8 protein-coding genes are annotated in these 12,763 nt (G+C 34.9%); 7 read left to right on the top strand and 1 reads right to left on the bottom strand.

Annotated features, from left to right (window positions below; all coding sequences use genetic code 11):
• Complete coding sequence (locus NLM59_RS01120; protein ID WP_304415898.1) at positions 1-756, top strand: type III pantothenate kinase; 756 nt, start codon at positions 1-3, stop codon at positions 754-756.
• A gap of 150 nt (positions 757-906) precedes the next feature.
• Complete coding sequence (gene tyrS, locus NLM59_RS01115; RefSeq protein ID WP_304415897.1) at positions 907-2,199, top strand: tyrosine--tRNA ligase; 1,293 nt, start codon at positions 907-909, stop codon at positions 2,197-2,199.
• Positions 2,200-2,270: 71 nt separating this feature from the next.
• Here the strand turns inward: tyrS and NLM59_RS01110 are convergent, their stop codons facing one another.
• Complete coding sequence (locus tag NLM59_RS01110) at positions 2,271-2,987, bottom strand: T9SS type A sorting domain-containing protein (protein WP_304415896.1); 717 nt, start codon at positions 2,985-2,987, stop codon at positions 2,271-2,273.
• A 160-nt stretch (positions 2,988-3,147) separates the two neighbouring features.
• Here NLM59_RS01110 and NLM59_RS01105 point away from each other — a divergent pair, with 160 nt between their 5' ends.
• The 5 genes from NLM59_RS01105 to NLM59_RS01085 all read left to right on the top strand — a co-directional run bounded on the left by NLM59_RS01105 (position 3,148) and on the right by NLM59_RS01085 (position 12,732).
• Positions 3,148-5,697: a phosphoenolpyruvate carboxylase gene (locus NLM59_RS01105; RefSeq protein WP_304415895.1), complete on the top strand. Its 2,550-nt coding sequence runs from the start codon at positions 3,148-3,150 to the stop codon at positions 5,695-5,697.
• Between the two features lie 21 nt (positions 5,698-5,718).
• Positions 5,719-6,681 carry a YheT family hydrolase gene (locus NLM59_RS01100; protein WP_304415894.1) on the top strand — a complete coding sequence of 321 codons (963 nt, stop codon included), beginning with the start codon at positions 5,719-5,721 and terminating at the stop codon, positions 6,679-6,681.
• Between the two features lie 82 nt (positions 6,682-6,763).
• Positions 6,764-7,162 (top strand): hypothetical protein, encoded by a 399-nt coding sequence (locus NLM59_RS01095; RefSeq protein ID WP_304415893.1) that lies wholly within the window; start codon positions 6,764-6,766, stop codon positions 7,160-7,162.
• A 109-nt stretch (positions 7,163-7,271) separates the two neighbouring features.
• Positions 7,272-11,594 (top strand): CusA/CzcA family heavy metal efflux RND transporter, encoded by a 4,323-nt coding sequence (locus NLM59_RS01090; protein ID WP_304415892.1) that lies wholly within the window; start codon positions 7,272-7,274, stop codon positions 11,592-11,594.
• Complete coding sequence (locus NLM59_RS01085) at positions 11,581-12,732, top strand: efflux RND transporter periplasmic adaptor subunit (protein ID WP_304415891.1); 1,152 nt, start codon at positions 11,581-11,583, stop codon at positions 12,730-12,732. The genes NLM59_RS01090 and NLM59_RS01085 overlap by 14 nt, the downstream gene beginning before the upstream one ends.
• Positions 12,733-12,763: the final 31 nt, after the last annotated feature.

Here is a 12,763-nt window from a genome sequence, read left to right as displayed (position 1 = left end):
ATGATTTTAGTAGTAAATATTGGTAACTCAAGCATTCGATTTGGGGTTGGAGAAAACCATAAGAATCTAACCTCTTGGACAATCAACACCAAGCCATTTAAAACGGCTGATGAGTTGTTTTTGATGTTCAAGAACATGTATGAACAACATGGAATCGATAAGAATCAAATCAAAGGGATTGTTATTGGTTCGGTGGTTCCACATCAAACAGGAATTGTTGCTAGGGCCTTAAATGAGATTCATGGTATAGAAGCCATGATTGTGGACCGAAATACGAAATCTAATGTAGTTCAGCATTCAGATCAAATGGGTACTGACTTATATGCAAATGCAGTAGCGGCACATGAGTTATATCCAGATAATAAATTGATTATTGATTTTGGAACAGCATTAACCATTCTTGGTATCGATGCGTCAGGTGAAGTTATGGGTGTTGTGATTGCACCAGGTGTGATTACTTCCTTAAAAGCTTTGGTGGGAGATACCTCCCAGTTACCAGACATTGAATTGGTACCACCTAAATCGTCTTTAGGTAAGAATACAGAAGCTTGTATGCAAAGCGGAATGGTCTATGGCTATATTGGAATGGTTGAAGGATTAATCGCTCGTATTAAAAAGGAATTTAATAAAGATTTCTACGTAATATCTACCGGTGGTTTAGGGCATATTTTTAATCCTTTGACGGATAAAATCAATAAAGATGACAAGTTACACACCTTGCGAGGTTTATGTTTGTTGTATGAACAGAATGTTTAAGACAGATTAAATTCTTAAATAAAATACTTATAAAACCAATCAATTTCGGGTTGGTTTTTTTATGCTTTAAGTTTTTCATTAGGATTTAATCTAATCTGTTAAAGTCAAGCTATATTAAATTTGTATTTTTGCGAACTTCAATATCCAACTATGTATAATTTTTTAGAAGAACTCCAATGGAGAGGTTTAATTCAGGACACAACACCTGGATTAGAAGAACAATTAAATAAAGAAAAAACCACGGGCTATATCGGATTTGATCCTACGGCAGATTCATTACATATCGGTAGTTTAGTTCCGATTTTAATTTTGATGCATTATCGCAAGGCCGGACACAAACCGGTTGCTTTGGTAGGTGGAGCTACAGGTATGATTGGTGACCCAACTGGGAAATCAGACGAGCGTAACTTGTTAGATGAAGAAACTTTAGCCAAAAACGTAGAAGGAATTAAAAATGTATTGAGTCGTTTTCTAGACTTCGACGCAACCGACGAAAATGCACCTGTTTTGGTGAATAATTACGATTGGATGAAGGATTTTTCATTCATTGATTTCGTAAGAGACGTTGGTAAGAGAATTACCGTGAATTACATGATGGCAAAGGATTCTGTTAAGAAGAGATTGTCGGGTGAATCAGGTGTTGGTATGTCATTTACTGAATTTACTTATCAGTTGATTCAAGGTTATGACTTCCACCATTTATACCATGATATGGGCGTTAAATTCCAAATGGGAGGTTCAGATCAGTGGGGAAATATGACCACGGGAACCGAGTTAATCCGTAGAATGAGCGACGGTAAAACAGAAGCTTTTGCGATGACTTGTCCTTTGGTTACAAAAGCTGATGGAACTAAATTCGGTAAATCAGAAGGAGGAAATATTTGGTTAGACGCGGACAAAACTAGTGTATATACTTTCTATCAATTCTGGTTGAACGTAGCCGATGAGGATGCTGAACGTTTCATTAAATTCTATACTTTCTTGGATAAAGAAACGATTGAGAAATTAACAGCAGAACATAAAGAAGAGCCACATAGAAGAATCTTACAAAATGCTTTAGCAGATAGTGTGACTACTTTAGTTCACGGAGAAGAAGAATTAGAATTAGCTAAAAAGGCATCTCAAATCTTATTTGGTAAATCTACTTCAGAAGATTTGAAAAACTTAAACGAACAGACTTTCTTAGACGTATTCGAAGGTGTTTCTCAGCAAGAAGTGGGTGAAGATATTTTTGAATTAGAATTATTAGACTTCTTATCAGAAGGTTCTGGTTTCTTGGCTTCAAAAGGAGAGGCGAGAAGAGCTTTGAAAGAGAACTCTATCTCTATCAACAAGGATAAGATAAGCGATGATTACAAGCCTTCTAAAGAGGATTTAATCGCTGGTAAATACTTGTTATTACAAAGAGGTAAGAAAAACTATCACATTGTGATTGTAAAGTAATTACTAGAATTTAGATATAATAAAAAATGCCACATCGCAAGATGTGGCATTTTAATTTTTGTAGATATATATTATTTAACTAAAACTTTCGTAGAAGCTGTTTTTCCTGAAGCTGAATTAACAACAACAATGTACTGACCTTTGTTTAGGTTGCTTAAGTTTAAGTTAAGTTTACCTTGGTTAGCTTTTGTAGCTTTAATCAATTTTCCGCTTACAGAATAGATGTTAATTGTTGAATTTTCGTGTAAGTCTAACATTAATACATCTTTAATGATAGTATTTTGAACTTGAGACTTAACGGCTTGCTCAATATCTTGAACTCCTAAGTTTTCATTGTAAACATAGTTAACAAAGAATGGCTCACCAACTTCAGCACCAAATGTATCGATCATAAAGAATTTAATCTTAGCCGACATATAAGGAGAAGATGTGTTTTTGTTCCACATATGGTCGAACATACCTTGAATTCCACCTGGCTGAATAGCTACAGGGCTTTGTGGCATAATTAAACCATGACTAATTGAATAGTAACAAGATCCACCAAAACAAAGCTCGAATTCACTTCCATCAGAATCAATAAGTTCTACCACCTCAGCTTTCATTAAAATTAATGCATCTGAGTTGTTATGCACGATGTAGCCTAACTTTGCGTCTTCCTCAGTAGTTGTGTTAAAAGTAAAAGTTTGACCATTTTCGATAGGTTGGTCATCTATTGTAGTCATTGAAAACTGTGCGTTCGTTTGAACTAGTAAGAATCCAAGAACTAAAGATAATAATAGTTTTTTCATAATTGCTTATTAATAAATGTGCTGCAAAGGTAGAGAAAAATATAATTTTTAGCCACATTGTTTAAGAATTCATTGCCTTTTTTCAGTAAAATTGTTTTATGTTATAAATAGAAATATAGAATTCGATATCACATCGTTACATTTCTTAACTTTGATACATATGAAACAGCCGCAACAAACCGAGAAGTTCCGACAACTCGTTCAGAATAAATATCAGATCTATAATAGTCTTTTCATGAGTCTCCCTTATGATAAGATGTCGAATATTGGTATGCTACTTCCCTTTCTATACGAGGAAAGCAGGATAAAGTTCCCAGAAGGAAAAACACCGATTGAAATTATAGATGCTTTTTTTGAGGATCATACAAAAATTACCGACGAAGACAAGAAGGCAGATTTGTTGTTTAGGATTATTCAATATATCGAGCGACAAGTAGTATTGTTTGATAGTATAGAGGATGCTGCTTTTTCTTCATTACACGAAACGACCGAGGCGGGCACCTTAACTCAATTTCATCAAGTTGCAGAAGAAAGAGAAAAATTAGAAGGTGTTGCAGAAAAGTTGAAAGATTTTGCGGTTAAAGTTGTTTTCACGGCGCATCCAACTCAGTTTTATTCTAATAATGTTCAAAGGATTTTATATGATTTAAGGTCGGCAATCAAAAGTGATTCAGTAACTAACATTGATCTTTTATTACAGCAATTGGGTCTTACGCCATTTGTTAGTCATACCAAACCAACGCCTTACGACGAGGCATTGAGCATTATTTATTATTTGCGCTATGTTTATTATGACACTTTGGGAGAACTTGCTCAAAAGGTAAAATCACTTTACGGAAACGAAACTATTGAGAAAAACCCTCATTTGATTCAATTAGGTTTTTGGCCAGGTGGTGATAGAGATGGAAATCCTTATGTAACAGCTGAAACTACGAAACGTGTAGCAGGCGAATTAAGAATCTCAATCCTCAAAAGCTATTATAATCATCTTAAAAAATTAAGAAAAAAGCTCACTTTTAGAGGCGTTTCCGAAAGGATGACCTCCATTAGTGAAAAACTATATGAAATGATTTTTCATGGTAAAGTCTCGATGTCACATGAAGAATTGATTGCAGAGTTGCTTCTTATTAAAGAAGATATTCAAAATAAATACAACGGATTATATTTAAATTATATCAACGATTACATCGACCGTGTTAGAATGTTCGGGTATCATTTTGCGAGTCTAGACATTCGTCAAGATAGTTCTAAACATGATTTAATTATTCGTGAAATTTTTCAGAAGGAATTTGGGCTTAATTACGATGAAATCAGCGATGAAGCTAGAATTGAATTTCTAACAGAAAAGTCTTTAAATATTGATGAAAATGACTATGAAACCGATGTTAGTATAGATACCATCAAGAATGTAAAACAACTGCGCGAGTTGCAGCGAAGAAATGGCGAGCGAGGAATTCATAGATATATTATATCTAATTCCGAAAGCATTTTTGATGTTTTAATCGTTTATGCCTTATTCAAATATTGCGGTTATCAAGACGATGAAATCAATTTTGATATAATTCCTCTTTTCGAAACCATAAACGGATTAAATGGCTCGGAAGAAACCATGAACACACTCTATAATCTACCTGTTTATCGCAAGCATTTAGAGCGCCGAAATTCTGAGCAAGGTATTATGTTAGGTTTCTCCGATGGAACCAAAGATGGTGGTTATGTAAAAGCCAATTGGGAGATTTATCAAACCAAAGAAAGGCTAACCGCTGTTTCTGATCAGAATGAAATGAAAGTTGTTTTCTTTGATGGTCGCGGAGGACCGCCAGCACGTGGAGGTGGAAAGACACATCAGTTTTATGCAGCACAAGGAAAAACTATTGCCAACCATAGGATTGAATTAACTATACAAGGGCAGACCATTACATCTGTTTTTGGAACTAAAGATCAAGCGAAATTTAATTTTGAACAATTGATTTCCGCTGGTTTAAAGAATTCAGTTTTTATGGACTCTAAAATGGAAATTAAAGAGCATGAAAGACAGTTGTTGGATGATTTAGCGTTGTTAAGTTATAAGAAATATGCTGATTTAAAGTCACATCCTCAATTTGTTCCTTATTTGGAAAACATGAGTACGCTCAAGTTCTATGGGAAAACCAACATCGGATCGCGTCCAACCAAACGTGGAGGCCCTAATGATGCTTTGGTGTTCGAAGATTTGAGAGCTATTCCATTTGTGGGGTCATGGAGTCAATTAAAACAAAATGTTCCAGGATATTATGGATTTGGTACCGCGATTAAAACTTTTGTTGACCAAGGTAGAAAGCAAGAAATTATTGACTTATTCAATCATTCTGATTTCTTCAAAACTTTGGTGCAGAACAGCATGATGTCGATGACAAAAACATATTTCCCATTAACGTTCTATATGGAAGAGAATCCACAATACAGTGAATTCTGGACCTTATTATATGATGAGTTTTTATTGTCTAAACAGATGATGTTAGAAATTACAGGTTATGATATTTTAATGCAGGACGAACCGATTTCTAGATTATCTGTAGAAATGCGAGAAAAGATTGTCTTACCATTATTAGCCATTCAGCAATATGCCTTGCAGAAGCTTCAAGAAGGAACAGACAAGGAAGAAATGTATTCCGCTATGGTCACAAGATCTTTGTTCGGAAACATTAACGCAAGTCGAAACTCAGCCTAATCATTTTTAAAAGTAATAGCATTGCCAATTATTGAATCGAATTATCGACCGCCATTTATCTTTAGACAAGCTGATATTGCAACCATATATTCTGCAAAAGTCAGAAAAGTGGAAGGAGTTGAGCAGAAAAGAGAAAGATTAGACTTAGAAGATGGAGATTTTGTTGATCTCGACTGGAGTCTAAGTGAGCAAAAGTCTGATACCTGTATTTTATTATTACATGGATTAGAAGGAGCAGCAGATCGTGCTTATATTCGTGGTACAGCAAAACTCTTTAACCAAAATGGAATAGATGCTTGTGCTATGAATTTCCGCAGTTGTAGTGGAGAAATGAATCGTTCTTTTGGTTGTTATCATTCGGGTAAAACCGATGATGTTTTAGAAGTTTTAAATCATATCACGCAAGACAAGGCTTATAAAAATGTCATTATCAAAGGCGTTAGTTTGGGTGGGAATGTTGCTTTAAAATTAGCTGGAGATAATATAGGAATTCCATCAGCTTTAAAAGCGGTAATCGCTGTTTCTACGCCGTGTGATTTGGCCGGAGCATCTGATAAAATTATCGGCCCGAGGAATTTTGTCTATGGAAAGAATTTTCATGTTCATTTAAGAAAGAAAATTAAAGCTAAACAAGAGATTTTTCCGGAAAGGATTTCAGATGAAATGATAAAATCGATTAAGAATTTAAGAGATTTTGATGAGTTATATACGTCTAAAGCACATGGCTATAAAGATGCCGACGATTATTATGAACAATGTAGCTCGCTTAATGTTCTGGAAAACATTAAAGTACCAACCTTGATTTTAAATGCTAAAAATGATTCTTTTCTTTCCGAGAAATCCTACCCTTATGAAATTGCTAAAAATCATAAATACGTTTATTTAGAAACTCCAAAATACGGAGGTCATGTGGCGTTTTGGCAACCTGGCAATGTTTACTATAATGAAGAAAGAGCCTTGGAGTTCGCTCTAGAACACCTTTAAAATCCTAAGCCATTTATTTAGAATAATTTAAAATGCGTTTAATCATATTTTAGGAGTTGATAATTGATTAACTTTGGCCTATATGAAACTGATAGCATTCATAATATCAACCATTCTACTTGTACAAAGTATGAATTTCCATCTTAGCGATATTGTTAAACTTGGGGACTTGGTTGAGCATGCGCAATTTCATCAAAAAGAATATGGGGACGATATGTTTGCTTTTTTTGCTAAGCACTATGGTGAGCTAAAAGCAGAACATGAAAAGCAAAATCCTTATGAGCACAAAGATCACGAGAAGTTACCTTTTCATTGTGATCATCATAATTCAAACAATTTTCAATTACTTTTTGCTTTCGAAGATGAAACTTTGATTCCTACACCCAACTTTTCTGAGTTTAAAGAATTGACTTCATTTTATGTAAGTATTTATAAATCACCCGATTTAAATACAATTTTACAGCCACCTCGTTCTATCTAATTTTATTTCGATCAGAGAATTTAACTAACTAATTCTCTTCATATCATTTTTTATCAACTTGTTGATTTTTAAATCAATGTAGTTGTTCAATTTATAAAATTAGAGAACAATGCTTTCACGAATTATAGCGTTTTCCGTTAAAAATAAAATATTAATTTTCCTTTTTACTGCTCTTTTGGTGGGCTTCGGGCTTTATTCGGCCACACAAATTTCTATTGGAGCAGTACCCGATATTACCAATAATCAAGTTCAAGTAATTACTACCTCCAAAAACTTATCAACCCAGGATATGGAGCAATTTATTACTTATCCTATTGAACTCGAAATGGCGAATTTACCTGGAGTTCAAGAGATTAGGTCTGATAGTAAATTTGGATTGTCTGTAGTTACTATCGTCTTCGATGACGATATGGGGACTTATCTTCCCCGACAATTAATTGCTGAAAAAATTCAAACCGCAGCAGAAAAGATTCCCGAGGGATTTGGTACTCCAGAAATGGGACCCATATCAACGGGATTGGGAGAGATTTATCAATACATACTAGATGTTGAGCCTGAATTTAAAGATCGATATACCGATGAACAATTAAGAACTTTCCAAGATTGGATTGTTAAACGTCAATTATCGGGAATTCCCGGTGTAGTTGAAGTTAACACTTGGGGAGGGCATCTTAAACAATATGAAGTTGCTATCAATACACAAAAACTTGCGGCCATGAATGTTACCGCTAGAGAGGTGTTTACAGCTTTAGAAAATAACAATAGTGTTGCTGGTGGTGGTTATATCGAAAAAGTTAATCAAGCCTACTTTATTAGAGGAGAAGGTTTGATTAAAAACTTAGAAGACATTAAAAATGTTGTGGTTAAAAACAGCAATGGACGTCCCATCTATATTCGCGATGTCGCTGAGGTTGGTTATGGTAGCGCAACAAGATTCGGTGCTATTACGGCGAATGGAGAAGGCGAAAAGGTTTTGGGGCAAGTAATGATGTTAAAGGATGCTGACTCCAAAAAAGTAATTGATGCTGTAAAAGAACGAGTAGCTGAAATCTCAAAAACGCTACCTGAGGGAGTTTATATCAATCCATTTTTAGAGAGAAGTGAATTGATTGGAAAAACCATGAATACGGTTACCGAGAACTTAGTTTTTGGGTTTTTAATCGTGATTTTTGTGGTCGTTATCTTGCTCGGAAACCTAAGATCGGGATTGGTGGTAGCTTCAGTAATTCCGTTGAGTTTGTTATTCGCGCTTTCTATGATGCACATATTTGGTGTTGACGCCAACCTGATGAGTATGGGAGCGATTGATTTTGGGATTATTATAGATGGAGCTGTGATTATTGTTGAATTCACCACATTTAAAATGATGCAGAATAGGGTGGAGCTTCAAAATGTTCCAGTTAAGGAAAGACAAAACTTAAAAGATGAAATCTCATTTTCTGGAGCATCTACCATGATGAATTCCGCTATTTTTGGTCAACTTATTATTCTAATTGTATTTATTCCCATCTTAACGTTGCAAGGCGTAGAAGGTAAGATGTTTAGACCGATGGCATTGGTTTTTAGTTTTGCTTTAATTGGAGCAATGATTCTGTGTTTAACTTATGTTCCGGTAGTTTCAGCTTTATTTTTAAAACCTAAAAAATCGGATAAACCTAACTTTTCAGATAAAGTGATAAAGCGTTTACAAGCTTGGTATTTAAGAGCTATGAATTCTTTATTTCAAATTAAATATATAGTTCTTGGTTTTGCATTTTTTATTTTAATGATTACGGTCTTTATTTTCACTCGAATGGGTGGGGAGTTTATACCTCAATTAGATGAAAATGACTTTGTGATTCAACCGGTCTTAAAAACAGGAACCTCGCTTCAAAAGACGATTGAGACTACAACAAAAATCGAGAAAATATTAATTGAAAACTTCCCAGAGGTAAACCAAGTAGTTACGCGTATTGGAGCTGCCGAAGTTCCTACCGACCCTATGAGTATGGAAGAGAGTGATGTTATCATTACGATGAAGCCTAAAAGTGAATGGACTTCTGCCAGCAATCGAGATGAAATGGCAAATAAATTTGAGGAGGAATTATCGGTGATTCCGGGTATGGAAGTAGAGTTTACCCAACCTATTGAAATGCGTTTTAATGAGTTAATTACAGGAGTTCGTGCAGATATTGCCATCAAGGTTTTTGGAGATGATTTAAGCATCTTGGCCAAAAAAGGTGAAGAAATTAAAGCTTTAGTTGAAAATGTTGAAGGTGCAAGCGATGTGGTAGTAGATAAAATCGAGGGATTGCCTCAGATGAATGTGAGTTATAATCGACATAAAATTGCCCGCTATGGATTGAATATCGCTGATGTAAATGATGTACTTTCTATGGCGTTTGGAGGGAAAATTGTTGGTAATGTTTTCGAGGGTGAGAGAAGTTTTGATTTGGTAGTTAGGCTCGGGGCAGAGCAGCGCAAGGATATTGATGATATCAAAAACTTAATGATTGATTTGCCTAATGGCGGAAAACTTCCCATGTCTGAGTTAGCTGAAATCACTTATACTAAAGGTGCTGCTAGAATTTCACGTGATGACACCAAGCGCCGAATGGTTGTAGGTGTAAATGTTAGAGATAGAGATTTGCAATCGGTTGCAGAAGAAATTCAGGAATTAGTAGATAATAATATTGATTTACCGATTGGGTATAGTGTGGATTATGGTGGACAGTTTGAAAACCTACAAAGTGCAAGTAAAAGACTAATGCTTGCCGTACCAATTTCGTTATTATTGATTTTTGTTCTGCTATATTTTGCCTTTAGATCGGTGAAAGAAGCTTTAATGATTTACTCTGCCATTCCATTGGCTGCTGTGGGTGGTGTCTTGCTTTTATGGATGAGAGATCTACCTTTTAGTATTTCTGCGGGGGTTGGTTTTATTGCTTTGTTTGGTATTGCAGTATTAAATGGTATTGTGTTAATCGAACATTTCAAAGAGCTTAAAATTGAGAAATTCAAGAATTTAGAAGAATTAATTAAACAAGGTGCACAAGATAGAATGCGTGCTGTTTTATTAACTGCTTCTGCTGCGATGTTAGGTTTCTTGCCAATGGCGATTTCTAATGGAGCTGGTGCAGAGGTACAGCGTCCGTTGGCAACGGTTGTGATTGGAGGATTGATAACTTCAACCTTTTTAACATTAATCGTGCTTCCGATTTTATATTCCATATTTATGAAAAATAGAGTCTCTAAATTAAATATTAAGCCTGTCGTTAGTATGCTGCTACTGTTCATCTCGGTTGGAATGATGGCACAAGAAAAGCCGATGAATCTAGAAGAGCTGCAATCTATGGCGCTACAAAACAATTTGGGAATTAAGTCTCAATATTTAAAAATGGATGAGGCAGAAGCTTTGATTGGAACTTATAAAAACATTGATAAAACCCATATTTATTTGGGTAGAGATCAAAACAACTTAGGTAATAACAACAAGCCATTGAACGTGATTGGAGCAGAGCAAGATATTTCCTTAGGAGGTGTTTATAAGGCCAATAAAAAATTAAAAGAAGCTGAATTTAACCTAGTAAGTTCACAACTTTCATTGCAAGAAAAGCAATTGAAAAAAGCGGTGACTTTAGCTTATTATCAGTTTCAAACTGAGAAACAAAAGGAGAAGATTTATGCTGAACTGGATAGTCTTTATAACAAGTTCTCTTATATGGCCAAACGCAGATATGAGTTGGGTGAAAGTAATTATTTAGAGAAAATTACGGCGAGTACTAAGCAACGACAAGTTCATTTGCTATATGAGCAAGCCCTGATAGATGGGCAGATTGCTTATCAAGAGATTCAGAAATGGGTTCAGGCAAAAGATAGTTTGCGAATAGAGATTTTACCTTTAAAACAATTGATTAGAAACGAGCTTTCATTTGAAAATACACCTGAATTGCAAATTTTAAATCAACAATCAGAACTGTTAGAAGCTCAGTTGAATTACGAAAAGAAGAAGAAAACACCTGATTTGACATTGGAATTATTCAATAGTTTTAATCTTGATACATATCAACCTGGTTTTCAAGTGGGGGTTAAGATTCCATTTTTTAATCAGCAATATCAAGCCCAATTTAATGCATTAGAAATTGGGAAGACTAGAATTGAAACTGAAAAAGAAAACTTGAATTTCAAGTTAAATATAGAATATCAAAATTTATTAAAAACATTAAATAAGCATAACAAAGCGCTTGCATACTACGAAGAGGAAGGTTTAGTCTTAGCCGACGAAATCGTGAAAACAGCTGATAAAAGCTTTTTGCACGGCGAAATAGACTTCTTTCAATATATCCAAAGTATGGAAAATGCTTACCAAATTAAGATTGATTACTTAAATCAATTGAATCTATATAATCAAACTATTATTCAACTTAATAATTTAACCTATGACAACTTTTAATATAAAATATACAAGACAATTTATTGGCCTTTTAGGTTTCATCATGCTGGTATTCTTTCAGGCGTGTTCAAATGAATCAGCTCAAGTTGTAGAAGAACAAAAATCGGAGCTACCAGATGGGCAGGTAGAAGTTACGTCGGAGCAGTTTAAACTAAGTGAAATGCATTTGGTACATCCAGAAAAAAGAGATTTTCCAGCAAGTATTTCTACCACTGGGGTGATAGATGTTCCGCCTAGTGATAAATCTGTTGTATTTGCTTCCACAGGTGGATATATAAAAACTTCTAATTTAATGGAAGGTGACTTTGTGAGAAAAGGTCAAGTGGTGGCTTCTATCGATAATCCAGAACTTGTCGCAATGCAGCAGGAGTATCTAGAATTAACCCAAGATTTGAATTATTTGGGTTCAGAATTAGAACGTCAGAAATTGATGTATGAAGAGAAAATTGCAGCCAAAAAGAATTATTTAAAGGCTCAGAGCGAGTACAATACGACAAAAGCTAGACATGCTGGACTTAAAAAGCAATTGAGTTTATTTAATGTTTCTCCAACACAAGCATCGAGAGGTAATTTCAGTTCTACGGTAAATATTTACGCACCAACTTCTGGTTATATCACCAAAGTACATATCACCAAGGGAAGCTATGTGGCGCCGTCTACAGAAATCATGGAAATCGTAAATTCAGACAATTTGCAACTTGAGCTTACGGTGTATGAGAAAGACGTATTACAAATCAAAAAAGATCAAAGAATTTTATTTAAGATCCCTGAGATGGACGCGACTTATTTTGAAGCAAAAGTGCATTTGATTGGTCAGGCGATTGATGAAAATAGAACGGTTAGGGTTTATGGAAAGATTGATGATAATCGAGATGCAACATTTTTACCAGGTATGTTTATAGAAGCAGATATTGTAACCGAGGAGAAAAGTGTTATTTCGCTACCCGAAACAGCTGTGGCTGAAATGGAGAATACTTATTTTGTTCTTAAGTTAAATGACAAAGATGCCGAGGCCTATACTTTTGAGCAATTAGAAGTGGAAGTAGGTGACACTAAGAATGGTTTCACCGAGATTAAAACCAAAATTGACACTACGGCTCAGTTCTTAGATAAAGGCGCTTATGAATTAATTCAGTAAATTAGTAGTAAATCTAAAATATATTATGATG

It is taken from the genome of Profundicola chukchiensis, assembly GCF_029664245.1.
GTDB classification, from domain to species: domain Bacteria; phylum Bacteroidota; class Bacteroidia; order Flavobacteriales; family Weeksellaceae; genus Profundicola; species Profundicola chukchiensis.
The sequence above is the reverse complement of the archived record's forward strand: the minus strand, read 5'-3'. Positions and strand labels throughout refer to the sequence as shown.

What these genes read in the sequence shown, in the direction of transcription:
- NLM59_RS01120 (WP_304415898.1), top strand. Translation starts at nt 1, where the DNA reads ATGATTTTAGTAGTAAATATTGGTAACTCAAGCATTCGATTTGGGGTT.
- NLM59_RS01095 (WP_304415893.1), top strand. Translation starts at nt 6,764, where the DNA reads ATGAAACTGATAGCATTCATAATATCAACCATTCTACTTGTACAAAGT.
- NLM59_RS01110 (WP_304415896.1), bottom strand. Translation starts at nt 2,987, where the DNA reads ATGAAAAAACTATTATTATCTTTAGTTCTTGGATTCTTACTAGTTCAA.
- tyrS (WP_304415897.1), top strand. Translation starts at nt 907, where the DNA reads ATGTATAATTTTTTAGAAGAACTCCAATGGAGAGGTTTAATTCAGGAC.
- NLM59_RS01085 (WP_304415891.1), top strand. Translation starts at nt 11,581, where the DNA reads ATGACAACTTTTAATATAAAATATACAAGACAATTTATTGGCCTTTTA.
- NLM59_RS01090 (WP_304415892.1), top strand. Translation starts at nt 7,272, where the DNA reads ATGCTTTCACGAATTATAGCGTTTTCCGTTAAAAATAAAATATTAATT.
- NLM59_RS01105 (WP_304415895.1), top strand. Translation starts at nt 3,148, where the DNA reads ATGAAACAGCCGCAACAAACCGAGAAGTTCCGACAACTCGTTCAGAAT.